We start from the raw sequence: 25,613 nt of genomic DNA, 5'->3' as shown, positions 1-25,613 counted from the left end.
ATGGCCACTGGACCCGACGTGCTCGCAGCCCTCACCCGTGCCGGGCTGGAGGCGCGCGCGGACGCGGGGACCCGCGCGATGTACTCCACCGACGCCTCGCTCTACCGGATCGCGCCGCTGGCCGTCGTCCGCCCTCGCCACGTCGACGAGGTCGCCGCGGCGCTGGCCGTCGCCCGGGAGCAGGGCGTGCCGCTGACCTCGCGCGGAGCCGGTACGTCGGTCGCGGGCAACGCCGTGGGGCGCGGGATCGTCCTCGACTTCTCCCGTCACCTCAACAAGGTCCTGTCGATCGACCCGGAGTCCCGCACCGCGGTGGTCGAGCCCGGAGCGGTGCACGCCGTCCTCCAGAGGGCCGCGGCCCCCCACGGCATCCGGTTCGGTCCCGACCCCTCCACGCACCCGCGCTGCACCGTCGGCGGGATGATCGGCAACAACGCCTGCGGCTCGCGCAGCCTCGCCTACGGGCGTACGTCGGACAACGTGGCCGGACTGCGGCTGCTCCTGGCCGACGGCAGCACCCTGCGGACCGGCTACGACGCCGCCGGTGCCCCGAGCGTCACCGGCGGTGAAGGCGTGGTCGCCGGGGTCCGCGACGTGATGGGCCGTCACCTCGCCACCGTGCGCACGGAGTTCGACCGCTTCGGCCGTCAGGTCTCCGGCTACGCCGCCCAGCACCTGCTGCCCGAGCGCTTCGACCTCGGCCAGGCGCTGGTCGGCTCCGAGGGCACGCTCGGCGTGATCACCCAGGCCACCGTGCGCCTGGTCGTCGACGCCCCGATCCGAGTCGTGGTGGCGCTCGGCTTCGGCTCCATCGTGGAGGCCGGCGAGGCCGCACCCGCCGTCGTCGCCCACGGGCCGACCTCGTGCGAGGGACTCGACTCGCGACTGCTCACCGTGCTGCGGGAGCGGCGCGGCGAGGGAGCCGTCCCGCCGCTTCCGACGGGTGACGCCTGGCTCTTCGTCGAGGTCGCGGGGCACGACCGCGACGAGGTCCTCTCGCGGGCCCAGGGGTTGGCCACGGCCGGGATCGCGCTCGACGCGCTGGTCGTCGAGGACCCGCTGGTGCAGGCGCGCCTGTGGCGGATCCGCGAGGACGGCGCCGGGATGGCCGGCCGCTCGCCCGCCGGTCGGCCCGCCTGGCCCGGGTGGGAGGACGCCGCCGTGCCCCCGGCGATGCTCGGCTCCTACCTCGCCCGCTTCGACGAGCTGGTGGCGTCGTACGACATGACGTCGGCACCGTTCGGGCACTTCGGCGACGGCTGCATGCACGTGCGCCTCGACTACCCTCTCGACCGGCCGGACGGCACCGCGGTGCTGCGGCGGTTCCTGACCGATGCGGCACGCCTGGTGGGGGAGTACGGCGGTTCGCTGTCCGGTGAGCACGGCGACGGTCGGGCGCGCAGCGAGCTGCTGCCGCACATGTACTCACCCGAGGCAATCCGGCTCTTCGGCGAGCTCAAGCACGTCTTCGACCCCGACGACGTGCTCAACCCCGGCGTCCTCGTCGACCCCGATCCGGTCGACGCCGACGTGCGGTTCGCCGGCTCGTTCCCGCTGTCGCGCTCCGGGCGCCCCGGCACGCCACTGCAGCTGGCCTTCGCCTACCCCCACGACGAGGGTGACCTGGCGCAGTCGGTGCACCGCTGCACCGGGGTGGGCAAGTGTCGAGCCGACAACTCCGCAGCGGGTGGGGTGATGTGTCCCTCCTACCTCGCGACGCGGGAGGAGAAGGACTCCACCCGTGGTCGGGCCCGGGTGCTGCAGGACGTCGTGCGCGGCGAGCTCGCCTGGGACGCGCCCGAGGTCCACGACTCCCTCGACCTGTGCCTGTCCTGCAAGGGGTGTGCGTCGGACTGCCCCACCGGCGTCGACATGGCGACCTACAAGTCGGAGGCGCTACACCAGACCTACGGGCGGGGCAACGGGCGCTGGGGGCGCTGGGGCCCGCCCCGGGTCCGCCCGCGATCGCACTACTCGCTGGGCCGGCTGCCGCTCTGGGCGCGTCTGGTCGGACGGGTGCCGGGCCTGGCCCTGGTCGCCAACCTGGTGCTGCGCCTGCCGGTGCTCGGTGCGCTCGGCAAGTGGGCGGCCGGGGTGGACGGACGGCGCTCGGTGCCGGCGTTCGCGCGGCGGCCGTTCAGGTCGTCGTGGAGTGGCTCGGAGGTCGTGGGGAAGCCGGTCATCCTGTTCGCCGACTCGTTCTCCGACGCCTTCGACCCCGGGGTCGCCGCGGCGACGGTGCGCGTCCTCGAGGCCGCCGGCTACGCGCCGCGCCTGCCCGACACGCAGGTGTGCTGCGGACTCACGTGGATCACGACCGGCCAGCTGGACGCGGGGCGCAGGATCCTCGGCGACACGGTGGCCACGCTCGTCGGTGCCGCGCGCGACGGCGTGCCGATCGTGGGCGTCGAGCCCTCGTGCACCGGTGTGCTGCGCAGCGACGCCGTCGAGCTGCTCGACACCGACGACGCGCGCGCGGTGGCGGCAGCGACGACGACCCTGGCCGAGCTCCTCGCGGCGACGCCCGGCTGGGTGCCGCCCGACCTCAGCGGCACGACGGTCGTCGCCCAGCCGCACTGTCACCACCACGCAGTGATGGGCTGGCAGGCCGACGCCGACCTGCTGGCATCGACCGGGGCGACCGTACGGCGACTGTCCGGGTGCTGCGGGCTGGCCGGCAACTTCGGCGTCGAGATCGGTCACTACGACGTCTCGGTCGCCGTGGCCGAGCAGCAGCTGCTCCCGGCGCTGGACGCCGACCCCGACGCGGTGGTGCTGGCCGACGGGTTCTCGTGCCGGACGCAGGTGGACGACCTGCGGGGGCGGGCGTCGGTGCACCTGGCGCAGCTGCTCGACGGTGGGGGAGCTGCTCCGCAGCAGCGGTGAAGCCGCCGACCCTGCCGAGCTCAGGCAGGCGCCTCCGCCAGCTCGACGACCTCCGCCTTGGCGGCCCGGGCGTGCACGTGCGGCACGAGCGCGGTCAGGGCGACGCCGACGAAGGCTGCGATCGCGCCGATCAGGAAGCACAGCTGGTAGGCGCCCTCGTTGGGGATCGAGGCTCCGCCGAAGTCCGTGGTCGACGACGTCAGCACGGTCACCATGATGGCGGCGGCGCTCGTCGTACCGATGGAGCGCATCAGCGCGTTGATGCCCACGGCGGCGCCGGCCTCGCGTGGCGCGACGTTGCCCATGATCAGCGCCGGCATGGCGCCGTACCCGATCCCGACCCCGGCGGCGGCGATGCTGGAGGCGATGAGGAGCTGCCAGGGAGCGTCCATCAAGAAGAAGGCCGTGAGGTAGCCGAAGCCCAGGACGGCAGCCCCGACCATCAGCGTCTGCTTCGGACCGATCACGGTCATCAAGCGTCCGGACACCGGGGAGAAGGCCATCATCATCAGGCCGCCCGGGGCCATCCAGAGTCCAGCGGCCAGGAGGCTCTGCCCGAGCCCGAAGCCGGTGGCGGTCGGCAGCTGCAGGAGCTGGGGGATGACGATCGACTGCGCCATCATCCCGAATCCGATGGCGATGGCGGCGATGTTGGTCAGCAGCACCGGGCGACTCGCGGTGACGCGGAGGTTGACGAGGGGCTCGTCGCGGCGCAGCTGGTAGTAGCCCCACACCACGAGGACGGCGATCCCGCCAAGGAACGAGCCGAGCGTGCGCCCGCTCGTCCACCCCCAGGCGTTGGCCTTGGACACGCCGATGAGGGTGGCGACGAGGCCGACGGTCAGGCCGAGGACCCCGACCAGGTCGAGCGACCCGCCCGCGTGGTCGTTCAGGTGGGGCACGAGCAGGACCACGCCGGCGGCCATGAGGAGCGAAAGGACGGCGCCCATCCAGAAGATGGCGTGCCAGTCGAAGGTCTGTGCGACGAACGCCGACAGGGGCAGACCGATCGCCCCGCCGACGCCGAGGGTGGCGCTCATTGCGGCGATGGCGGTGTTGGCCATCTCGGGCGGGGTGACCTCGCGCACCAGGGCGATGCCGACGGGGATGAAGCCGAGCGCGAAGCCCTGCAGCGTGCGCCCGACGAGCATCGGGGCCAGGGAGTCGGACATCGCCGAGATCACCGACCCCAGCACCAGCAGGGACGAGGTGGCCACGAGCACGCGCTGCTTGCCCAGCAGGTCGCCGAGCCGACCGCTGATCACCATCGAGACCGCGCCGGCGAGCAGCGTGATCGTCACGACCCAGCCGGCGTTGGACGGTGAGGTGCCGAGCAGGGTGGGGAGCTGGCCCTGGATCGGCACGACGAGCGTCTGGGTGAGCGAGACCGTCATGCCGCCGAAGCAGAGCACGATGACGGTCATCAGCGGACGGCTCACCGGCGGCGCCGAAATAGTTGTCGTGGACATGGATATGTACGGTACACACCGATCCGGCCGGTGCGCCGCTTCTGGCATGATCTGTGCGCAGGCTCATGCGCGCCGCAGACCGACTCGACCGCACGACGGGGACGCAACGGAGGGACGATGACCGATCCCGTGCCGCCTGAGGCGCCCGATCTCCAGGGGCTGGGCGACCAGCTGCTGCGCCTGCAGCGCCGGCGGACCTCGAGCTACGCCGGCACCGAGCTGGACAACTCGGCGTTCCGGATCCTGTGGGTCCTCGACGACGGGCAGCCCCGCACCCAGCGCCAGCTCGCCGACGAGCTGGACCTCGACCAGTCCACGGTCAACCGCCAGCTCAACGCCGCGCTCGCCGGAGGGTACGTCGAGCGCATCACCGTCGTGGGCAGCGCCTCCAAGCCGGTCCGGCCCACGCCCGAGGGTGCGCGCGCCTTCGCTCACGACGGAGTCATCCGGGCGGAGCTCATCGCTGCCGCTCTCGGTGAGCTCGGGGCCGAGCGGGCGCAGCGGCTCGTCGAGGACCTGCGTGACTTCAACGACGCGTGGGACGCCGCCCTGTGCCGCGACGCCACCCGGGCGGGTGACTGACCGGGCCTTCGGCAGCCGAGCGACACGCGGCGGGATACCGTGCCCTGGCACCACCCGCATCCCTCTCGGGACGAACGACGAAGGCGAGATCAGCGTGTCCGCGACACGGGGCACCCAGGCTTCTGGGGCCGCAGGAGTCCTCGGCGTACCGGTGCCGTACGCCGAGCACACCCCGGCGTACGACGTCGCGACGCTGACCACCTGTGACGCCGAGCCGATCCACGTCCCCGGCGCCATTCAGCCGCACGGGGTCCTGCTGGCCCTGGACGACGAGCAGCACGTCGTCGTGTGCTCGGTCAACGTCGAGACGATGCTGGGCGTCTCGACCGACGAAGCGCTCGGGCGTCCTCTCGCCGCCCTGGTCGGATCGGACCTGGCGGCGCGCGTGGCCGCCCGCCGCGACGAGGGTCACCCGAGCGACCCCATGGTGGTCGTGCTCGGCAAGCCGGCCACCGGCGAGCTCGGCGGCCAGCAGGTCGACGTACGCGTCCACGCGTCGGGCGACCGGGTCGTGGTCGAGCTGGAGAGCTCCCCGACCCGGGGGCTGGGGGCCGTCGGCTATCGCTCGGCACGCACCGCGATGACGCGCCTGGCCGCCGCGGCGTCCCTGCCCGAGCTCACCGACCTGCTCGCGGGCGAGGTCCGCGAGCTCACCGGTTTCGACCGGGTGATGGTCTACCGCTTCGACGCCGAGTGGAACGGCGAGGTGGTCGCGGAGACGCGGCGTGAAGACCTCAACCCGTTCCTCGGCCTGCACTACCCGGCCAGCGACATCCCCGCCCAGGCGCGGCGCCTCTACGAGCTCAACCCGATCCGCCTGATCGCCGACGTCGGCTACGTGCCGGTGCCGCTGACTCCGCTGCTCGACCCGGTCACCCGCGACCCGCTGGACCTGTCGCACGCCGGCCTGCGCAGCGTCTCGCCGATCCACGTCGAGTACCTCGCCAACATGGGCGTGACCGCGTCGATGTCCATCTCGATCCTGATCGACGACCAGCTCTGGGGCCTGATCGCCTGCCACCACTACTCCGGGGCGCACCGACCCGGGCAGGAGGCGCGATCCGCCGCCGAGTTCGTCACCCAGGTCGCCTCCCACCTGGTCGCCCATCGCGAGCGCGCCGACGCCCGCGACGCCGCGGTCCTGACGCGAGGTGCGATGGCGCACCTGGCGGCGAGACTGTCCGGATCCGACGACGACGTCCTCGACGCGCTGTTCGCGGACCCTGCCCTGCTGGACGTCTTCGACGCCACCGGCGCGGCCAACATGTTCCAGGGCACCCTGCGCACGCGCGGCGTCGTGCCCGACCGCGCGACGCTGCACGCCATCGCGGACGCGCTCAACGAGCCCGGCTCCTACCTCAGCTCGACCGACCACCTGGCCGCGCTCGACGCCCGCTTCGCCGCCGTGGCGGACATCGCCTCGGGCGCACTGCGGGTGGGCTCGGTGGGGGAGCAGTGGGGACTGTGGTTCCGACCGGAGCGACGCCAGGTCGTCGACTGGGGCGGAGACCCGACCAACAAGCGGCTCGCCGCCGAGGAGGGCGCCGACGTGCGGCTGAGTCCGCGCAAGTCGTTCGAGAAGTGGCGCGAGGTGATGAGCGGTCATGGGGTCCCGTGGGAGCCCTGGCACCTCGAGGCCGCCGAGGAGCTGGGACGCACGATCAACTCGCTGCTCCTGCTGCGTTCGCGTGAGCAGATTGCGATGGCGGAGTCCATGCAGCGTTCCGTGGTGCTCGACCGCGCCCCCGAGTTCGCGGGCGTCGAGCTCACCGCTCGCTACCGCCCGGCCTCGACCTACCAGCTCGGCGGCGACTGGTGGGACGCCTTCGAGCTCGACGAGCGTCGTCTCGCGTTCGCCGTGGGCGACGTCGCCGGCCACGGTGTCGCAGCTGCGTCGGCGATGACCCAGGTCCGCACGGCGTTGCGGGCCTACCTGTACGACGGCCACCCGCCCGGGGGGTGCCTGGACCGGCTCGACCGGCTGATGGACGGTCTCCTCGGCGTCGGGGTGGCCACCGCCCTGGTCGCGGTGCTCGACCGGGACACCGGGCTCGTGGAGATCGCCAGCGCGGGCCACCCGGACCCCCTTCTCGTGCGCGCCGACGGTGCCGCCGAGGAGCTGGCCCTCGAGCGCCGCCCGCTCCTGGGTGTCGGCACTGGCACAGCGCCGTCCGCGACCATCGACCTCTCGCACGGAGAGCTGCTCGTGCTCTTCACCGACGGCCTGGTCGAGCGTCGCGGCAGTGACACCGAGGTGCAGACGGACCGGCTGCTGGACCTCGCGTCCGGCGCGGGGGTGGCCGCGGTGCGCGCCGACGTCTCCGCCTGGGCCGACCTGGTGCTGGCCGAGCTGGACACCCCCGACGACGACACGACGTTGCTCGCCGTGCGCCTGCTCTGACCTCGCGCCGGCGCTGCGGCACCGCCGTCGAATCGACCACCGGGCTCCTCGCGCCTACGCTGCAAGGTGCCATGACCCCGTCCGAGGCGCCGTCCGCGCCCCCTGTCGCGCCGAGGCTCGAGCGACTCTCGTGGCCGGACGTGGCCAAGGGTGCCTGCATCCTCCTCGTGGTGCTGTACCACGTGATCCTCAAGGACTACATCTTCCTCGTCGGCGCTGCCTACGACCCCATCGAGGACATCTGGCACGACCTGACCTATGCGCTCAAGCCGGTGCGGATGCCGCTCTTCTTCGCCGTCAGCGGCTTCTTCGCGGCCTCCGCCGTGGCCCGCCCCTGGCGCTCGTCGTGGCGTCGGATCGCCTCCGGCTACTACCTGTACGTCGTGTGGCTGGGCGTCTACGTCGGCGTCTACAGCCTGGAGCGCGACATCCCGGCCAACCGCGTGGTCAGCGTCGCCGACCTCTTCGGTGAGCTGGCCTGGGCGGCGTCGAGCATGTGGTTCCTCTACGCCCTGGCCGTGTACTTCGTCGTCGCCAGGCTGCTGCGCCGCGTCCCGCCGGCGGCGGTGGTGGGCGCTGCCGCCGCGCTGTCCGTCTCCGTCTCGGCACTGGGCATCGAGGAGAACAACCGGTTCTCGGTGCTGGTGCACCTGGTCTACTTCCTCGCCGGCGCCTACTACCCCCACGTGCTGAGGCGCATCGCGGCCCTCCGGCTGTCGGGCGCCGCCCTGCTGGGGCTCTTCCTCGCCTACGCAGGCGCTGCTGCCGTGGTGCTCTACAGCGGTCTGCCGTGGAGCCCGACGGCCTTCGCCGCGTCTCTGATCGGCATCCCGCTCGGGATCCTCCTCGCGGTCCGGGCCAGCGGCTCGCGGGTCGCTGACGGGCTCGCCTGGGTGGGACGGCGGACGCTGCGCGTCTACGTGCTGCACCTGATCGTGCTGGTCGCCGTCGTCCAGCTGCCTCTGGCGCTGGGCGAGGGCGGCGCTCTCGGACTGCTCGCGGCCCTCGGCTACCCGGTGCTGATGACCGGGCTGGTCGTGCTGGCCTGCTTCGGGCTCCACGAGGCCCTGGTGCGGCTGCGGTGCGGGTGGCTCTTCGCGCTGCCCGCGCCCCTGGATCAGCGGCTGGCGACGCTGGCGTCCGGCACCGGGCAGCCGGCCCCGGCGGACGCGGGGAAGGTCCCCAACGACGCGAGGTCGGGCAGCACCGAGTAGGAGCGGATTCGCGGGGTGTCGATCGCCATCCGCGGTTTCTTCCGCGGGGGGAGCCTGCGCAGCAGCCGGGCGCGGGCACGCAGGGCGGCCGCGGAGGCGCGCCGCACCGACGGTGCGGGCACGTCGTAGGCGAAGGCGGCGAGGAGCGGCTCGTCCATCAGGGCCCGGCTGAAGAGATCCACGACGCCCTTGGCCGGACGCGGGTAGAACGAGCACAGCAGCGCGAGGGTGGAGTCGGCCACGCGACGAGCACCGGCGTCGAAGGCGAAGTGTCCGCGCTCGTAATCGTCCATCAGGTCGGCGAAGCCGGCGTACGTCGTCGGCATGTCCTTGATGTTCATCCGCATGCCGAGCTGGCGGTAGTAGGCCACCGATGCGTCCACCTCGACCCTGGTGAGCGGGCGCCAGCCGTAGTCGTCGATCCAGCGCTTCGGCACGACGACGAAGGTCGAGAGGACGTAGCGCAGGTCGTCGTTGCTGATGTCGTACATCGCGTGCATCTGGTTGATCCGGCGGGTGGCGGCACGGCCCTCGACGGAGTCGAAGCCGTGCGTGAGCGGTGCCTCGAGCAGCAGCCCGGTGTCGTCGTAGCGCTTCTGGCACTCGCCGGTGAACTGACCGGTCTCGTCGAGCAGGCGACCGATGCTGGGCACGGCATAGGTGCGGAAGAGTGCGAAGCTCAGCGACTGGTTGAAGTCCCAGGGAAACTCGTGCAGCGCGATCGTGCGGTAGATCTGGACGTAGTCGGCCTCCGGGTCGAGACGATCGTTGGCCTCTCGCCAGTAGCTCTTGTGCATGCGCGCCACGGTAGCCCGTCAGGTCCGCGCTGTCGCCGGTCCGACCCTCCCGGGCCACCCAAGAACTTACGGATCCAGGCTCAGTCGTCGCTCGGCGGCACGAGGATGCCGCTCTCGCCGCTCAGCTCGCCGTCGACGATGGTCGCCGTGCCGATCGTCGAGGGCTCGCCGACCACCTCGATCCGACTGGGCAGGCCGTCGCGGCGCGTCTCCCACAGCCGCTCGTCGTCCTCGGACAGCGAGCGCTCCACGTGGTAGTCGCGCAGGGTCACGTAGAGGCGGTCGTCGTAGAAGTCGAGCAGCAGGGCCGTCGTCAGCCCGACGTGGAAGATCCCGCCGTGCGAGATCTGCACGATCCCGTCGGCCTCGCGAGCCGTGGTGTCGTGGACCTCTCCGGTCAGGTAGAGGTCGACGCCGAAGCGCTTGAAGACCTTCCACAGTCGCGACGAGGTGCCCCGCGGATAGCTCAGCCCGCTCGAGGCGCGGGTGCGGACCGGGCCCAGGATCGGCACGTGGGCCTGCACGATCGTCCACTGCACGTCGTCGCGCTGCGCCTTGCGGAGCACGCCGCGCAACCACGACAGCTGTTGCTTGTCGACCTTGATCGTGGCCCGCTCCCGGGTGATGTCGAAGACGTCGAGGGTCACGACCTGCACGTCGCGGCTGGGACGCCCGGCGTACGCCGTCAGCCGTGCGGGTCCCTGGGGACGGTCGGCGAAGAGCGGCGCGCCCGTGGAGTCGGTGGTGAACTCGCGCGCCCACTCCGCGTCGAAGTCCTTGGCCAGCGCCCGCTTGCGCCGCGGCCACGGGTTGTCGCCGTACTCGTGGTCGCCCATGGCCGGGAAGACCGCGAGACCGTGGTCGGCGAAGCGCTCGGACCACTGCGGGTAATAGGTGCGGGCCGCCCGACGCAGGGCCAGACGCTGCTCGGCCCGGGTGTCGACGGGGCCGAAGTTGCCGGAGTCCTGCTCGTCGTACCCCCAGCGACCATCGACCAGGTCACCTGCGATCAGCACCCCGGCGGGCTCCAGCGCCTCCCAGTCGTCGAGGATGCGATCGAGCGCGACGCGGTAGTCGCGGTTGATCGAGTTGGTCGTGCGCTCCTCGCGCGGCATCTTCTTCCAGAAGCCCGGTCCGTCGCGCAGGTCGCCGATGTCGCCGTTGAGGAAGTCGGGGCTCGAGACGAGCCGCAGGTCGGGGCTCAGCCGGGGCTGGCCCCCCGAGATCGTGCGTGTCGGCAGGCTGCTGGTGGCGACGTCGACACCGCGACGGGTGCGCACCTCGGCCTGGATCGCGTCACCGCTGGAGCCCAGGGCGATCACGGTGAAGGCGACCCGGTCCGTGCCGGGCTCGAGCAGGCAGACCAGGTCGGCGTCCTCGAGGGACGACATCGTGCGGGTCACGGTGCTGGACACGCACTGGCGCGGGATCGAGACCATCCGGGCGTGGCTGAGGCCGATGCGTAGCTCGTCGGTAGGCTCGGCGAAGTCGATGCGTCCACGGATGAGCGACGTCGAGGTGACGGGCGCGTCGGTGTCGGCGCCCCCGTCGAGCCAGGTGCTGGAGGTCGCCGCGTCGGCTGCGGCCGCTTCCGGGCTGCTCGCCGAGGTGTCGGTGCCGGCCCCGTCGGAGGCGACGTCTCCTGTGCACGCGACCGGCAGCACGAGGGCGCCGAGCAGGGCGACCACGACCGCCGGGGTGCGGGCGAGATGACGGGGTGACACGTGTCGTCCCTTCCTCGTCGCCGGAGAGCCGCGATGCGCGGATCCGAAGATCAGCCGGACGACCCCATGTCCAGCACCGATCCTAAGGGATCCGCGCCCCCGGAGTGACCTTCGAGCGCCTGCCGCGTTGAGACAGCGGGGGCCAGTAGGATCGGGACGGAGGGAGCTACCGCGTGATGACTGACCAAGCAGACCAACGACCCGACGGGCACGTGCTCGTCGCGGTGGGCACCAGCGGCGTGCCCGAGGCCGCTTTGACGTACGCCGCCACGGAGGCGTCGCGAGCCGGAGTGGGCCTGCACCTGGTCCACGTCGTCCCGGCGCTCGGCGACGTCCCCGCCGAGGAGCAGTCACGGCTCGAGACGGTCGGTGCCTACCGGTTGCAGATCGCCACCCGCTGCGCCCGCGAGCACTCCGTCGGGGCAGTCGAGGTCACGTCTGCGATCGCGCACGGACCCGTCGTGGAGGCACTCCTCGGCGCGAGCTCGTCTGCTCGTCTGGTCGTGATCGAGCGTCCCGCCCTCGTGGTGCTCGAGCACGACCCGGCGCCGTCGGTCACCCGGGGACTGGCCGCCCGCGCCACGGCTCCCGTCGTCACCGTCCCCGCCGTGTGGCGTGGCCCCGAGGCGGACCGGGCCGATGCCTGGACCGGGCGTCGCGGCGCGCACGCGCCGCAGGAGGCCCGTCCCCCCGTCGTGGTGGCGTCGATCGACGACCCGTCGCACTCGCGTGTCGTGATCGGTGCGGCGATGGCCGCCAGCGAGTCGCTGGATGCGCGGCTGCGCTTCGTGCACTCCTGGTGGCACGTGGACGGCGAGGCCGAGCCGGTCGACGGCGTCGCCGACCAGGTCCTCTCCCCGCGGCGTGCCGCGGAGGTGCTGGTGGAGGTCTCGCGTGGCAGCGAGCTCATCGTGACCGCGCGCCGTGCCGACGCGGACGACGCCCGCGCGCTCTCGCCCGCGACGCGCGCGGCCCTCTACGAGGCGGCCTGCCCGGTGCTGGTCGTCGCCGACTCCCAGCCCACGCAGGTGCTCGCCTCGCGTCGTCGGCTGCGGCTGGTCCGGGGCGCCTAGAAGTCGCCGCCCGTCCGGGTCGGTCGGGCCGGACGATCCAGCCGGTCGATCGCGCGTGCCGGCAGGACGGGGAGTCAGTCGATCGTGCGGGGCCGGGCCCGCACGGCGAGCGCTCCGCGCTCCTCGTCCTCGACGACCTCCGGCGTGAGTCCGGCCCGCGTCAGCATCGCCATCGCCGCGGCCAGCTGGCCGACGGAGACCTCGATCAGCAGCATCCCGTCGCGCGCCAACCACTCGCACGCCCCGCGGGCCACCCGGCGGTGCAGGTCCAGGCCGTCGGCCCCGCCGTCCAGGGCCAGGTGGGGCTCGTGGTCGCGGGCCTCCGGCGGCAGCTGTGCGATCGCGGCGGTGGGGACGTAGGGCGCGTTCACCACCAGCACGTCGATCCGCCCGCGCAGGTGGTCCGGCAGGGCGGCGTACAGGTCGCCCTGGTGGACGCGGTCCGGCGAGAGGTTGAGCCGGGCGCACGCGACCGCCGCGGGGTCCAGGTCGGCGGCGTGACCGGTCGCGGTGGGGTGTCGTCGGAGGACGGCCGCGAGCAGGGCTCCGCTTCCGCAGCACAGGTCGACCACGATGTCGGCAGGGGCCAGCACCGCCGCGGCGAGCTCGACGAGCAGGGCGGTGCGTTGCCGGGGCACGAAGACACCCGGCAGCAGACGGACGCGCACCCCTGCGAAGTCGACCCAGCCGAGGACCTGCTCCAGGGGCTCGCCGCCGAGACGCCGTACGACCAGGGTCTCGAGGGCCTCGGCGGTCTCGGCGGTCTGGGCGGTCTCGTGATCCGGGGAGGCGGCGTCGAGGAGCAGGGCGGCCTCGTCCTCGGCGAAGACCGAGCCGGCCGCTCGGAGGCGAGCGGTCAGGTCGGGCAGCTGGTCGGCCGGCTGGTCGGCCGACGGGTCGGGCGGCGGGTCGGGCACGGGGCCATCCTCGTGCTTCGGCGTCGGGCACGGTCGAACTAGAACGCGTTACAGTTTCTCGGTGAGCGCTCCCGACGTCTTCGCCCCCACCGTCCTCGGCCCGGTCCGGCTGCGCAATCGGACGGTCAAGGCGGCGACCTTCGAGGGCCGGACGCCGCACGGGCAGGTCACCGACGAGCTGATCGACTACCACCTCGCTCCGGCGCGAGGTGGCGTCGGACTCACCACGGTGGCCTATCTCGCCGTCGCCCCGGAGGGTCGGACGCACGCCGAGGTGATCGTGGTCGGACCCGAGACGGCTTCGGGACTGACACGGCTGGCCGACGCCGTGCACGAGACGGGGGCCAAGATCGCCGGCCAGGTCGGTCACGCGGGCCCGGTCGCCAACGGTCGCTCGAACGGGGTCCGCGCCCTGTCGTCGAGCCGGATGCCGAGTCCCTTGTCGCTGCAGATGATCGGCGCGGCCACCGAGCGCGACCTCACTCGGATCACGCGCGCGTACGTGTCGTCGGCGCGGATCCTGGTGGACGCCGGGTTCGACGTGCTCGAGCTGCACATGGCCCACAGCTACCTGATCTCCTCCTTCCTCGCGCCCGGTCTCAACAAGCGCCGCGACCGGTGGGGCGGCCCGCTCGAGAACCGGGCCCGGCTCGCTCGGCAGGTCGCCCGCGCGGTGCGCGAGGAGGTCGGCGACGAGGCCGCGGTGACCGCCAAGGTGAGCCTCAGTGACGGATTCAAGGGTGGGGTCACCACGTCGGTCGGGCTCGAGCTCGCGGGTCTGCTGGAGTCCGACGGGCACCTCGACGCCCTGCAGCTGTCGGGTGGCAGCTCGTTGATGAACCCGATGTACCTCTTCCGTGGGGACGCGCCCGTCGACGAGTTCGCGGCGGCCATGCCCCTCGCCGTACGGCTCGGCATGAAGACGCCGGTGGGACGCTCCTTCATGAAGACCTATCCCTTCGAGGAGGCCTACTTCCGGGAGAAGGCGCTCCGCTTCCGCGAGCGGCTGTCGATGCCGCTGATGCTGCTCGGCGGCATCAACCGGCTCGACACCATGGAGCGGGCCATGACCGACGGCTTCGAGCTCGTGGCGATGGGCCGCGCACTGCTGCGCGAGCCCGGCCTCGTCGACCGGCTCGCCGCGCAGCGCGGGTCCGACGGCCCGTCGCCGTCGGGCGTCTGCATCCACTGCAACCGCTGCATGCCCACGATCTACGCCCCCGACGGCACGTACTGCCCCGAGGTCCCCGCCTGACGGGTCCGCGCGGCGTCCCTGGCAGTGGGCCCGCACCTACCGCAGAACTAGAACCTGTTCTAGTCTGTGGCGCATGTCTCAAGTGATCCCGGACCAGCCCCTCCGCGCCGTCGTCTGGTCGACCGGCACCATCGGCCGTCACGCCATCGCGGGCATCGACGCCCATCCCGACCTCGAGCTCGTCGGGGTCTGGGTGTCCAACCCGGACAAGGACGGCAAGGACGCCGGGATCCTGGCCGAGATGGGCCGCGAGCTGGGGGTGGCGGCGACGACCGACCGGGACGCGCTGATCGCGCTGAAGCCCGACGTCATCGTGCACACCGCGATGGCCGACGACCGGGTCTTCGAGTGCATCGAGGACCTGATCTCCTTCGTGGAGGCCGGCATCAACGTCACCTCCAGCGGACCGGTGCTGCTCCAGTGGCCGGACAAGATCCTGCCGCCGGAGTTCATCGAGCGGATCGAGACGGCCTGCGCCGACGGGGGCGCGAGCCTGCACGTCAACGGGATCGACCCGGGCTTCGCCAACGACGTGCTGCCGCTCGTGATGACGAGCCTCAGCCAGCGCATCGACGAGGTGCGCGTCATGGAGATCTGCGACTACTCGACCTACTACCAGCCGGTGGTGATGGGCGAGCTGTTCGGCTTCGGCAAGCCGATGGACGAGCTCGGCATGCTCTGGCACCCCGGCATCCTCACGATGGCGTGGGGGAGCGTCGTACGACAGATCGCTGCCGGCCTCGACGTCGTCCTGGACGAACCCCTCACCGAGAACGTCGACCGACGCGCGGCCGAGAAGGACACGCCCTCGGTCTCCGGCGACGTCCCGGCCGGCACGATGGGCGCGGTGAGGTTCCAGCTGATCGGCAAGGTCGACGGCGTGCCGCGGGTCGTCCTCGAGCACGTCACCCGCACCGACGCCGCCACCCAGCCGGAGTGGGAGACCCCGCCGGCAGGCACCGACGGGTGCTACCGGGTCAAGATCACCGGCGAGCCGATGATGCAGGTCGACTTCACCCACCACGGCGAGCACGGCGACCACAACGTCAGCGGGATGATCACCACCGCCCAGCGGATCATCAACGCCGCTCCCGCCGTAGTTGCGGCCCCTCCGGGCATCGTGACCGCGCTCGACCTGCCCCTCGTGACCGGGCGGGGCCTGGTCGCGGGCGGTGCCGGTGTGGCGGGAGGCAACAGGTGAGCATCCTCGACCGCTTCGCCGTCACCGACCAGGTCGCGATCGTCACCGGCGCCGGCCGCGGACTGGGTGCCGGTACGGCGATCGCGCTCGCCGAGGCGGGCGCGGACGTCCTCATCTCGGCGCGCACCCAGAAGCAGCTCGACCGCGTGGCCGACGCGGTCCGTGCGACCGGGCGCCGCTGCCTCGTCGTGCCGGCCGACCTCTCCGACCTCGACGCGGTCGCCGGCCTCGCCCAGGCGGCGTACGACGAGTTCGGTCGCCTCGACACGGTGGTCAACAACGTCGGCGGGACCTTCCCGACCGAGTTCCTCAAGACCACCAACGACTTCCTCAACGAGGCCTTCAGCTTCAACGTCACCACCGCGCACGCGCTGTCGGTGGCTGCGGTGCCGCTGATGCTGAAGTCGCCCGCCCTCGACGGGGGAGCGCAGCAGTCGATCGTCACGATCAGCTCGATGATGGGGCGCACCGCCGACCGGGGGTTCATCGCCTACGGCACGGCCAAGGCGGCGCTGGCGCACTGGACCAAGATGGCCGCGCAGGACCTGGCACCCAGCATCCGCGTCAACGGCATCTACGTCGGCTCGATCATGACCAGTGCCCTGGAGTACGTCGCGGGCCAGCCCGAGATGATGGACCAGCTCGAGACCAAGACCCCGCTGGGCCGGGTCGGCGAGCCGGAGGACATCGCGGCCGCCGTGCTCTACCTGGCGTCGAAGGCGGGCCAGTACGTGACCGGCAAGCTGCTCGAGGTCGACGGTGGGATCCAGCAGCCGACCCTGGACCTGGGATTCCCCGACATCAGCGCGCCCGACGCGACGTCGTAAGGTCGCGGGAGTGACGACACCCGATCCCGGCACCCCCACCGCATTCGCCGTCTCGCCCGACTCGGGCGAGCACTGGACCGCCGAGGGGGCCTGGCAGGTCGACACCGGCATCCACCGGATCCCGCTGCCACTGCCGATGGACGGGCTCAAGGCGATCAACGTCTACGTCATCGAGACCGACTCCGGACTGACCCTGGTCGACGGCGGCTGGGCGATCCCGGTCGCCCGCGACCTGCTCGAGCGCTGCCTGAAGGACATCGGTGCCGGGTTCGCCGACATCAACCGGTTCCTGGTCACCCACGTGCACCGCGACCACTTCACGATGGCGACGGTGCTCGGACGCGAGCTCGGCATCGACGTGGCTCTGGGGCTCGGGGACAAGCCCGCACTCGATCTCCTCAACAACACCGACGCGCTCACCGAGAACCCCTTCCACGCGGTGCTGCGCTCGGCCGGGGCTCACGCGGTCGCCGAGAAGTGGGAGCGGCTCGAGGGGGACGACGAAGGCCCTGACGCGGAGCTGTGGCAGTACCCCACGAGCTGGCTCGACGGCGACCACGAGATCGCCGTCGGCGCCCGGACGGTCGACGCGGTCCACACGCCCGGCCACACCCCCGGCCACTTCGTCTTCGCCGACCGCACGGCCGGACTGCTCTTCGCCGGTGACCACGTGCTGCCGACGATCACCCCGTCCATCGGGTTCACGGTGCCGCCCACCGACCAGCCCCTGGGCGACTTCATGGCCTCGCTCGCCAAGGTCAGGTCGCTGCCCGACCTGCGGATCCTGCCGGCCCACGGCCCGGTGGCGCCCTCGTCGTACGCCCGCGTCGATGCGCTGCTCGACTTCCACGAGGAGCGGCTGACGGCCAGCCTCGCGGCACTGCCGGCGGCCGGCTCCGGGCGGACCGCGACGGGGTACGACGTGGCCGGAGCGCTGGGGTGGACGCGCCACCTGCACGCCTTCGACACCCTCGACGTCTTCAGCCAGGGCATGGCCGCGATGGAGACCAAGGCGCACCTCGACCTGCTCGTCGCGCGCGGCCAGGCGACGTGCAGCGACCCGCAGAGCTCGCCCGACGGGGTCGCCTACTCCGCCGTGTGAGGACGCCGCATCGGCAGGTGCGCGATGCCGTCCTCGAGGAACTCCGGGCCGGAGACCTCGAACCCGTGGGTCCCGTACCACGGGGCCAACGGGGCCTGGGCGTCGAGCACTACGTCGCGACCCGCGGCGCCCTCGAGAGCGGCGCGCATGACGACGTCGGCCAGCCCGCGCCCGCGGGCACTGCGCGCCAGCACGACGCGGCCGATGCGCCAACGGGGACCGTCGTCCAGGACGCGGGCGTAGCCGATCAGGTCGCCACCCTCACGCAGGAGCACGTGGCCGGTGCCCGGCTCGAGGTCGCGGCCGTCGAGATCGGGATAGGGACACTCCTGCTCCACGACGAACGCGTCCTGGCGCAGCCGGGCGATCGCGTAGACCTGCTCGGCGTCGAGGTCGGGGAACGCCAGGGTCACGCAGTCGGTGCTCATCGCAGGAACTCCGTCGTGTGGCGCCACGCCGTCTGGGCCTCGGGGATCGGCATCAGCGCGAAGACGTGGATCAGGTCGGGCGCCTCGAGGTAGGTCAGCTCCCACCCGTCGGCCGGGTCGTCGGGGCTCTGCGGGAGAGCCGCTGCGCGGTCGGCGAGCAGCCGGCACCCCGGCACGAGGAGGTCACGGGTGCCGCAGAGCATCAGCGTGGGCGGCAACCCGGCGAGGTCGCCCAGGGCGGGGGACACCTCGGGGCGCCCGAGGTCGGACGGCGTACCGGCCCACCACTCGGCGTACAGCTCCAGCTTGTCGATCGAGAGCCAGGGATCGCGGTCGTCGAGGTCGTACGTCGCCGGGGTGCTGGTGGTCAGGTCGACCCACGGTGACAGCAGCAGCAGGTGGCTCACCGTGCCGGCGGTCGCGCCGCCCTGGTCGCGCAGGGACTGGGCGAGCGCCAGGGCCAGCCCGCCTCCGGCGGAGTCGCCGACGATGACCACACGGTCCTGGGTCGCGCAGCGCTCGGCGAGGTCGTGCAGCATCAGGTGGTGGCTGGCCCGCCAGTCGTGGCGGGGTGCAAGGGGGTAGTCGGGGAGCACGACCTCGGCATCCAGCTCGGTGGCCAGCCGCACCGCGTAGCGGACGTGCAGCGGGTCGGCGGGAGCGACGTACGCGCCGCCGTGCAGGTAGTACACCGTCGTCTTCGGACGGCGTCCGCGCGGGCGGATCACATGGATGGGGAAGGGGGCCGCCGTCGTGGTCACCGCGTAGTCGCGCTCGAACTGTCTGACCGCGCCGGTCGGCAGGGCAGGGTCGGCAGCAGCCTGCATCTCGAGGACCTTGGCGCGCTCCGCACGCGCCGACTCGAGCGGCGCGACGCCGCGCAGGCGTGGGACGACGCGGGCGAGGGTCTGGTGGCGGAGGCTGGGCACGGTCCGAGCCTGCCACGAGCCCCACCGACGAGACCCGCCGAGTCCGGTGCTCGGCCGGTGCGTAGGCTGGGCGCCACCAGACAGGGGAGCACGGAGGCCGAGAGGCGCGCGTGCTGAGAGTGCGGCGTGATCCGCAGACCCTCCGAACCTGCCCCGGTTAGCACCGGCGAAGGGAGTCATCGTGACGTCACGTCGCGCCACTCGCACCACCAGCTCCGCCAGCCCCGCTCGCGCTGCGCGCACGACCGTGGCCGCAGCGGCCCTCGGCGCCCTCGCTCTCGCGGCGACGTCGTGCTCCCTCGTCGGTGGCGACGACGACACCGGCCAGGGCGGCTCGGGGGAGAGCGACACCGTCGTGCTCCTCACGCACAACGACTTCTTCCTGCCCGACGAGGTCGTCGCGGCGTTCGAGGAGGAGTCCGGCTACCAGCTCGACGTCCGTCCCACCGACGGTGTGGGCAACCTGGTCAACCTCGTCTCCGAGCAGGCGGGCAAGCCCTCGGGCGACGTGGTCTTCGGGGTCGACAACACCTTCGCCTCACGCGTGCTCGGTGCCGACGCGCTGACGTCGTACGCCGGCGACCTGCCGCCCGGTGTCGCGACGTACGCCCTGCCCGGTGACGACGAGGGCGACCTCGTGCCGGTCGACAACGGCAACGTGTGCGTCAACGTCGACGACGTCTGGTTCGCGAAGCAGGAGATCGAGCCCCCCGTCACCCTGGACGACCTGACGGACCCGGCCTACGAGGGGCTCTTCGTGGTGCCCAGCGCCGCCAGCAGCTCGCCGGGGCTGGCCTTCCTGCTCTCCACCATCGCCGAGTACGGCGACGAGTGGCCGTCGTACTGGGAGGACCTGCTCGCCAACGACACCGAGATCGTCGCCGGTTGGTCGGAGGCCTACCAGAGCGAGTTCACCCAGGGCGGCGGCGACGGGGACAGGCCGATCGTCGTCTCCTACGACTCCTCGCCGGCCTTCACCGTCGACGGCGAGGGTGGCACGACGACCAGCGCGCTGCTCGACACCTGCTACCAGCAGGTCGAGTACGCCGCGGCCCTCGACGGCGCTGACAACCCCGACGGTGCGCAGGCGTTGCTCGACTTCATGGTGGGCCCGGACGTGCAGGCCGCGCTGCCCGAGTCGATGTACGTCTTCCCGGTGGCCGACGACACCGAGCTGCCCAGCGACTGGGCGACGTTCGCCGCTCGACCGAGTGAGTCCTACGAGGTCGACCCGGCCGAGATCGAGGCCAACCGTGAGGACTGGCTGATCGAGTGGACCGACATCATCAGCCGCTGATCGCGGCGCCAGCAGGACCAGCCGGGTCGTCGCGGTGAAGCGCGCCGCCGGTCTGGTCGCGCTGGCCACCCTGCCGCTGGGCGTCCTGACCGTCTTCTTCGTCCTCCCGGTCGTCGGGATGCTCGGTCGCGGTCTGTGGCCGGACGGCTCCTTCGACCCGGCGGCGCTGTACGACGTGCTGTCGCGGCCGCGGGTGGGGCGGGTCATCTGGTTCACCGTCTGGACCTCGACCGTCGCCACGGTCGTGGCGGTGGTGCTGGGACTGCCGGCGGCCTACGCACTGCACCGCTTGGACTTCCCGCTGCGCGGGGTGGTCCGATCCGCCCTGCTGGTGCCCTTCGTGCTGCCCACGGTCGTCGTCGGCGTGGCCTTTCGCCAGCTGCTCCGCGAGGGGGGCCCGCTGGGCTTCCTCGGCATCGACGGGACGCCGTGGGCGATCCTCGCCGGGCTGGTCTTCTTCAACGTCGCCGTGGTGATCCGCTCGGTCGGGGCGGCCTGGGAGAGCCTCGACCGGCGACCGGGCGAGGCGGCCGCCGCCCTCGGCGCCACGCCGCGGCAGGTCTTCACCAGCATCACGCTGCCGTCGCTGCGTCCGGCGATCGTGTCCTCGGCGAGCGTGGTCTTCCTCTTCTGCGCGACGGCGTTCGGGGTCGTCCTGACGATCGGCGGCGTGCGCTACGCCTCGGTCGAGACCGAGATCTACCTGCTCACCACGGTGCTCTACGACCTTCCGGGAGCCGCCGCGCTCTCGATCGTCCAGCTGCTCGCGGTGGTCGCGCTCCTCGCGGTCTCCGCGCGCGTACGACGCGTCCCCGACCCGACGGTGCAGCGTGCGACACCGCGGCCCCTGCGACCGCGCCGCTCGGACGCGCCGCAGCTGATCGCCACCGGCGTGCTGCTGGCCCTGCTCGCGGCGCCCATCGCCGCCCTCGTGGCGGAGTCGCTGCGCGTCGAGGACCGGTGGAGCCTGGGCCACTACCGCAACCTCGCCACCACCGGGGGTGACGGCGTCCTCGTCGTGCCGGTCACCACGGCGCTGCGCAACTCGCTGCAGACGGCGCTCGACGCCACGTGGATCGCGCTGCTGCTCGGGCTCCTCGTCTCGGTCGTGCTGACCAGGCGCTCGCGCTCGGCCACGGAGCGACGGGTGCGCAGCGTGCTCGACGGCTTCTTCATGCTGCCCCTGGGGGTCTCGGCCGTGACGCTCGGCTTCGGGTTCCTGGTGACGCTGGGTCGCGAGCCCCTCGACCTGCGCACCTGGCCGTTGCTGGTCCCGGTCGCCCAGGCTCTCGTCGCCCTGCCCCTGGTCGTGCGCACCCTGGTCCCGGTGCTCGCCGGGATCGACGACCGGCAGCGGCAGGCAGCCGCCTCGCTGGGTGCCGGTGCGCTGCGCACGGCGATGACCGTCGACGTACCGATCGTGCTGAGGCCGGTGGTCGCGGCCGCCGGCTTCGCGTTCGCGGTCTCGCTGGGGGAGTTCGGTGCGACGTCGTTCCTGTCCCGCGCCGACCACCCGACCGTCCCGGTGGTCATCTTCCGGCTCATCGGCCGACCGGGGGAGGGCAACTACGGGATGGCACTGGCCGCCTCGGTGGTGCTCGCGGCGACCACGGCGCTGGTGATCCTCGCCGTCGAGCGGTTGCGCGTGCCGGCGATGGGTTCCTGGTGACGCCGGTGACCACCGCGACGAGGAGGATGGGCGGATGCTGAGCCTGGAGGACGTCTCGATCTCCTACGACGGCACCCCGGCCGTGCTCGGGGCCAGCCTCGAGGTGCCCGACGGCTCGGTCGTCGCGGTGCTGGGCCCCTCCGGGTGCGGCAAGTCCACCCTGCTTCGCGCGGTGGCCGGCCTGGAGCGGCCCGTCAGCGGTCGGATCGGCTGGGACGGCGCGGACCTGGCCGGCGTACCCACCCACAAGCGGGGGTTCGCGCTGATGTTCCAGGACGGCCAGCTCTTCACCCACCTCACCGTCGCCCGCAACGTCGGCTACGCCCTGCGTCTGCGCCGGGTGCCGGACGTGGCCCAGCGGGTCGAGCGGCTGCTCGCCCTCGTGGGCCTGGAGGGGTACGGCGCCCGGCTGCCCGGCACGCTGTCGGGCGGGGAGCGGCAGCGTGTCGCGCTCGCGCGGTCCTTGGCGGCCGAGCCGCGGCTGCTGCTCCTCGACGAGCCCCTCTCGGCGTTGGACGCCGGGCTGCGCGAGCGTCTGGCCGGCGACCTCCACGACATCCTGCGCGAGGCCGGCACGACGACGCTCGTGGTCACCCACGACCAGGAGGAGGCCTTCGCGCTGGCGGACCGGCTGGTCGTGATGCGCGACGGGCGCATCGTCCAGCAGGGCGACATCGCCGACGTGTGGGCTCGGCCCGTGGATGCGCAGACGGCGCTGTTCCTCGGCTACGCGCGGGTGCTCGAGGGTGCGGCAGCAGCCCGGGTGCTGGCGGTCGTCGGGCTGGACGGTGGGGCCGTCGCGTTGCGCCGTTCGGCGCTCACCGTCGATTCCGAGGGGCCTGCGGGCGGGGGGCCGAGGTCCGACCTCGGCGGGACGGTGCGCACGGTGCGCGCGACGCCCGACGCGATCCGGGTCGTGGTCGCCGTACCCGGCATCGGCGAGGTCGACGCACTCGCCTCGCCGGCCGCCCGCACGGCCGTGGGGGAGCAGGTCTCCCTCGGCGTCGACGCGTCCCGGTTGGCCGTGCTGGGCCGCTCCTGAGCGCGCCTCCGACGCGCAGGTGAACGTCAGGAAAACGTCAGAATCGCCCTGGGCACAGCTATCTCCTAGACTGACTGGGTGTATCGCCGTGCCTACGTCACCCTCGTCGGCGTCGCCGTCGTCATGGGGACGCTGGCGCTGGTCGTCTCCCTGAAGTACGACCGGCCCCTGCTCGACCCCGAGGGCAAGTTCCTCGGACCCTCGTGGGCCCGGCTGCCGCTGCTGCTGATGGGCGCGGTCCTGCTGGACCTGATTCCGCTGACGTTGTGGCGCTCGCGGCTGCGTCCCACGGCGATCATCCCGCTGGTGCGCGAGCGACTCCGCACCCACTGGACGCCGGAGCGGATGACCCTGGTGGCCCTGGGTGTCGTGTGCTTCTACGTGACCTACGTGAGCTATCGCAACCTCAAGTCGGCGCTGCCGTTCGTGCGCTCGTTCAACAACCCCAACGACATGTTCGACCGCGAGCTCAACACCATCGACCGGGTGCTGTTCTTCGGCAACCAGCCCGGACCGGTGCTGCACAACCTGCTCGGCACCGACCTGTCCGCGCACGGGCTGTCCTACATCTACCTGTGGTTCCTGCCGCTGGTGCCTCTCGCGCTCACCGCTTGGTTGGTGTGGTCGCGCAACATCTCCTACGGCTACTGGTTCGCGACCTCGCAGTGTCTCGCCTGGTCACTGGGCACCGCGTCCTACTACGCGCTGCCGACCCTCGGCCCGGTCTTCCACTTCGCCCCCGGCTACACGGCGCTCGCACACACCCCCACGACCGACCTGATCGAGGGACTGAGTCGCAGCCGCAACAAGGTGCTGCACGGCGACTACGACGGCAGCAGCGTGGAGGGCATCGTCAACTCGGTCGCGGGCTTCGCCAGCCTGCACTGCGGGATCACCCTGCTGGTCGCCCTGATGGTGCAGTTCACCCTGCGCAACCAGCTGCTCAAGGTCGTCTTCTGGGTCAACTTCGCGCTCACGGTCGTGGCGACGATCTACTTCGGTTGGCACTACCTCGCCGACGACATCGCCGGCATCATGATCGCGTTCGTCTCCTTCTACCTGGGTGGCATCGCCACCGGGCAGAAGTTCAATCGACACAGTCTCCAGTCGCATCCGACGACGACGTCGTCCAACGTGCCGGTCAGCGTCGACTGACGGTCGTTCCGCCGGGTCGGCTCATCGAGTCCGACAGCTTCTCCGCCGAAGCGGGGAAGCACCCACTCCTGTCAGGGAGCTTCGTGACACGAGCCTCGTCATGCCGGCACGGCCGAGTCCACGATGCCGCTCCACCTCCGCCTCGAATAACAATGGTGTAGTTCGTCAAGGCGACACGCCGTAACACTTGTGATTATTGTGAACTTCTGATTCCTTGAGTGACTGCTGGGTCAGTTGGGACTCCTCCCTCGCCGGCATCGCCCTGCCCACCCCTGTGCTCGGGAGTCACGTTGCGCGCCCTCCGAAGGTCCCGAAAGTCCCGAAGGTCCCCCCACGCCCCTGCTCTGCTCGCCACGCTGATGGTGGCGACCGCGGTCGTCGCGGCCCCCCGTCCGGCGATGGCCGACGACCCCGACGTGCCGAGCCGGAGCGAGGTTCGCGCTGCAGGCGAGGCAGCCGAGGCGGGCGAGCGCGACGTCGTCCAGGTCCGTGCCGACCTCGCCGCGGCCCAGGTCGTGGTCGACCGGACGGCCATCTCGGCCGCACGGGCGGCCGAGGAGTACAACGGTGCTCGCTACGTCGCCCAGCAGGCTCGTGCCGAGGCCGCGCTCGCCCGTCGGGCCGAGCGTGCGGCGTCGGCCCGCGTGGAGCGGGTGCGCACGTCGTACGCCGAGGTGGTCCGCGGCTCGCTGGGGACCAACCGCGACCTCGAGGCGCTGTCGTCGATCATGGCCTCCGAGGACCTCGGCCAGATGCTGGAGCGCACCACCGCCTACCGCATCGTGGGGAGCACCCTCGACGCTCGCTACGACGAGCTCACGCTGGTGCGCGAGGAGGCCGAGGAGGCCAGTGACGCCGCCGCCGCTGCCCGGGTCACGGCCCAGGAGGCGCGCAGCGACGCGGCGGTGAAGCGGGACCGCGCCGAGGCCGCTGCCACCCGCGCCGAGGACGAGGCCGCGAAGATGGCGGCCCGTACCCGCAGCCTGGTCGCCGAGCTCGCCCGCCTGCGTGGCGTGAGCGTCGACGTCGCCGTACGCCGCCGCGAGGGGCTGGCGCGTCGCGCGGCCGAGCGCGCGGAGGCGGAGGCTCGCGCGCAGCAGGAGGCAGTGGAGGCTGCGGAGTCCGGCGCGCCGGCCCAGGAGTCCGGCGAGGCGCCGACCCCGGCGGACGACGAGTCGGAGTCGAGCGCCCCGCCGAGCCCGACGAGTCCGGCGCCTGCCCCCGAGCCGACCCCTGCTCCTGCTCCCGGCCCGGCCCCGGTGCCGGCCCCCGCGTCAGGTGCCGCGGCCGCGGTGAAGTTCGCCCGCGCCCAGCTCGGTGAGCCGTACGTGTGGGCGGCCGCGGGTCCGGACCAGTGGGACTGCTCGGGCCTGACCATGCGTGCCTGGGCAGCAGGAGGCACGAGCCTGCCGCACTACTCGGTCGCGCAGTACGACGCGTCGACGCCGATCTCGGCGAGTGAGCGCCGACCCGGCGATCTCGTGTTCTGGGCGTCCTCGGACGACCCGTCGTCGATCTACCACGTGGCGCTCTACGTCGGCGGCGACCGGATCATCCACGCGCCCCGCACCGGGAGGCCGGTCTCGGAGGACTCGCTGTTCTACTGGATCACGCCGTCGTTCTACGCTCGCCCCTGACGACTCGA

The 25,613-nt window shown here is 72.3% G+C and carries 20 protein-coding genes and 1 riboswitch; of the genes, 14 read left to right on the top strand and 6 right to left on the bottom strand.

Features of this window, described 5'->3' with window-relative positions:
* Entirely contained in the window at nt 1-2,886 is a 2,886-nt protein-coding gene (locus tag Q1K33_RS07870) for an FAD-binding and (Fe-S)-binding domain-containing protein (RefSeq protein ID WP_300402439.1), read from the top strand.
* 20 nt (nt 2,887-2,906) lie between these two features.
* Here Q1K33_RS07870 and Q1K33_RS07865 read toward each other — a convergent pair whose 3' ends face one another.
* Nucleotides 2,907-4,355, bottom strand: a complete 1,449-nt coding sequence (locus Q1K33_RS07865) for an MFS transporter (RefSeq protein ID WP_300402437.1) — start codon at nt 4,353-4,355, stop codon at nt 2,907-2,909.
* 117 nt (nt 4,356-4,472) lie between these two features.
* Between Q1K33_RS07865 and Q1K33_RS07860 the strand changes: the two genes are divergently transcribed.
* From Q1K33_RS07860 to Q1K33_RS07850, 3 genes are all read left to right on the top strand, one after another.
* Complete coding sequence (locus Q1K33_RS07860; protein ID WP_300402435.1) at nt 4,473-4,937, top strand: MarR family winged helix-turn-helix transcriptional regulator; 465 nt, start codon at nt 4,473-4,475, stop codon at nt 4,935-4,937.
* A gap of 94 nt (nt 4,938-5,031) precedes the next feature.
* Nucleotides 5,032-7,338 carry a SpoIIE family protein phosphatase gene (locus Q1K33_RS07855; RefSeq protein WP_300402433.1) on the top strand — a complete coding sequence of 769 codons (2,307 nt, stop codon included), beginning with the start codon at nt 5,032-5,034 and terminating at the stop codon, nt 7,336-7,338.
* 71 nt (nt 7,339-7,409) lie between these two features.
* Entirely contained in the window at nt 7,410-8,552 is a 1,143-nt protein-coding gene (locus Q1K33_RS07850) for an acyltransferase family protein (protein ID WP_300402431.1), read from the top strand.
* Here Q1K33_RS07850 and Q1K33_RS07845 read toward each other — a convergent pair.
* Together Q1K33_RS07845 and Q1K33_RS07840 are read right to left on the bottom strand one after the other, a co-directional pair.
* Nucleotides 8,456-9,349, bottom strand: a complete 894-nt coding sequence (locus Q1K33_RS07845) for an oxygenase MpaB family protein (protein WP_300402429.1) — start codon at nt 9,347-9,349, stop codon at nt 8,456-8,458. The genes Q1K33_RS07850 and Q1K33_RS07845 overlap by 97 nt on opposite strands.
* Nucleotides 9,350-9,429: 80 nt before the next feature.
* Nucleotides 9,430-11,073 carry a metallophosphoesterase gene (locus tag Q1K33_RS07840; protein WP_300402427.1) on the bottom strand — a complete coding sequence of 548 codons (1,644 nt, stop codon included), beginning with the start codon at nt 11,071-11,073 and terminating at the stop codon, nt 9,430-9,432.
* Nucleotides 11,074-11,249: 176 nt separating this feature from the next.
* On the opposite strand from Q1K33_RS07840, the gene Q1K33_RS07835 reads away from it, so the two are divergent.
* Nucleotides 11,250-12,146: a universal stress protein gene (locus Q1K33_RS07835; protein ID WP_300402425.1), complete on the top strand. Its 897-nt coding sequence runs from the start codon at nt 11,250-11,252 to the stop codon at nt 12,144-12,146.
* A 74-nt stretch (nt 12,147-12,220) separates the two neighbouring features.
* On the opposite strand, the gene Q1K33_RS07830 is transcribed toward Q1K33_RS07835, so the two are convergent.
* The gene (locus Q1K33_RS07830; RefSeq protein WP_300402423.1) at nt 12,221-13,063 is read right to left on the bottom strand and encodes a putative protein N(5)-glutamine methyltransferase; all 843 of its coding nucleotides are present in this window, start codon (nt 13,061-13,063) and stop codon (nt 12,221-12,223) included.
* 61 nt (nt 13,064-13,124) lie between these two features.
* Between Q1K33_RS07830 and Q1K33_RS07825 the strand changes: the two genes are divergently transcribed.
* From Q1K33_RS07825 to Q1K33_RS07810, 4 genes are all read left to right on the top strand, one after another.
* Nucleotides 13,125-14,318: an NADH:flavin oxidoreductase gene (locus tag Q1K33_RS07825; RefSeq protein WP_300402421.1), complete on the top strand. Its 1,194-nt coding sequence runs from the start codon at nt 13,125-13,127 to the stop codon at nt 14,316-14,318.
* Nucleotides 14,319-14,391: 73 nt separating this feature from the next.
* Nucleotides 14,392-15,519, top strand: coding sequence for a diacylglycerol kinase (locus Q1K33_RS07820; protein ID WP_300402420.1), 1,128 nt, complete (start codon nt 14,392-14,394; stop codon nt 15,517-15,519).
* The gene (locus Q1K33_RS07815) at nt 15,516-16,346 is read left to right on the top strand and encodes an SDR family oxidoreductase (RefSeq protein ID WP_300402418.1); all 831 of its coding nucleotides are present in this window, start codon (nt 15,516-15,518) and stop codon (nt 16,344-16,346) included. The genes Q1K33_RS07820 and Q1K33_RS07815 overlap by 4 nt, the downstream gene beginning before the upstream one ends.
* A gap of 10 nt (nt 16,347-16,356) precedes the next feature.
* Entirely contained in the window at nt 16,357-17,448 is a 1,092-nt protein-coding gene (locus Q1K33_RS07810) for an MBL fold metallo-hydrolase (protein WP_300402416.1), read from the top strand.
* Here the strand turns inward: Q1K33_RS07810 and Q1K33_RS07805 are convergent.
* The gene (locus Q1K33_RS07805; protein ID WP_300402414.1) at nt 17,433-17,876 is read right to left on the bottom strand and encodes a GNAT family N-acetyltransferase; all 444 of its coding nucleotides are present in this window, start codon (nt 17,874-17,876) and stop codon (nt 17,433-17,435) included. The genes Q1K33_RS07810 and Q1K33_RS07805 overlap by 16 nt on opposite strands.
* Entirely contained in the window at nt 17,873-18,805 is a 933-nt protein-coding gene (locus Q1K33_RS07800; protein ID WP_300402412.1) for an alpha/beta hydrolase, read from the bottom strand. Before Q1K33_RS07800 ends, Q1K33_RS07805 begins: the two co-directional genes overlap by 4 nt.
* A 72-nt stretch (nt 18,806-18,877) precedes the next feature.
* A riboswitch (TPP riboswitch) is annotated at nt 18,878-18,997 on the top strand.
* Here Q1K33_RS07800 and Q1K33_RS07795 point away from each other — a divergent pair.
* From Q1K33_RS07795 to Q1K33_RS07775, 5 genes are all read left to right on the top strand, one after another.
* The gene (locus tag Q1K33_RS07795) at nt 18,987-20,102 is read left to right on the top strand and encodes a thiamine ABC transporter substrate-binding protein (protein WP_300402410.1); all 1,116 of its coding nucleotides are present in this window, start codon (nt 18,987-18,989) and stop codon (nt 20,100-20,102) included. (Overlaps the previous riboswitch by 11 nt.)
* Nucleotides 20,103-20,136: 34 nt before the next feature.
* Entirely contained in the window at nt 20,137-21,771 is a 1,635-nt protein-coding gene (locus Q1K33_RS07790) for an ABC transporter permease subunit (protein ID WP_300402408.1), read from the top strand.
* A 34-nt stretch (nt 21,772-21,805) separates the two neighbouring features.
* Nucleotides 21,806-22,813, top strand: coding sequence for an ABC transporter ATP-binding protein (locus tag Q1K33_RS07785; RefSeq protein ID WP_300402406.1), 1,008 nt, complete (start codon nt 21,806-21,808; stop codon nt 22,811-22,813).
* 78 nt (nt 22,814-22,891) lie between these two features.
* Nucleotides 22,892-23,968, top strand: coding sequence for a phosphatase PAP2 family protein (locus Q1K33_RS07780; protein ID WP_300402404.1), 1,077 nt, complete (start codon nt 22,892-22,894; stop codon nt 23,966-23,968).
* 398 nt (nt 23,969-24,366) lie between these two features.
* Nucleotides 24,367-25,605 carry a C40 family peptidase gene (locus tag Q1K33_RS07775; protein WP_300402402.1) on the top strand — a complete coding sequence of 413 codons (1,239 nt, stop codon included), beginning with the start codon at nt 24,367-24,369 and terminating at the stop codon, nt 25,603-25,605.
* Nucleotides 25,606-25,613: the final 8 nt, after the last annotated feature.

It is taken from the genome of Nocardioides sp., from assembly GCF_029937575.1.
Taxonomy (GTDB): Bacteria; Actinomycetota; Actinomycetes; order Propionibacteriales; family Nocardioidaceae; genus Nocardioides.
The sequence above is the reverse complement of the archived record's forward strand: the minus strand, read 5'-3'. Positions and strand labels throughout refer to the sequence as shown.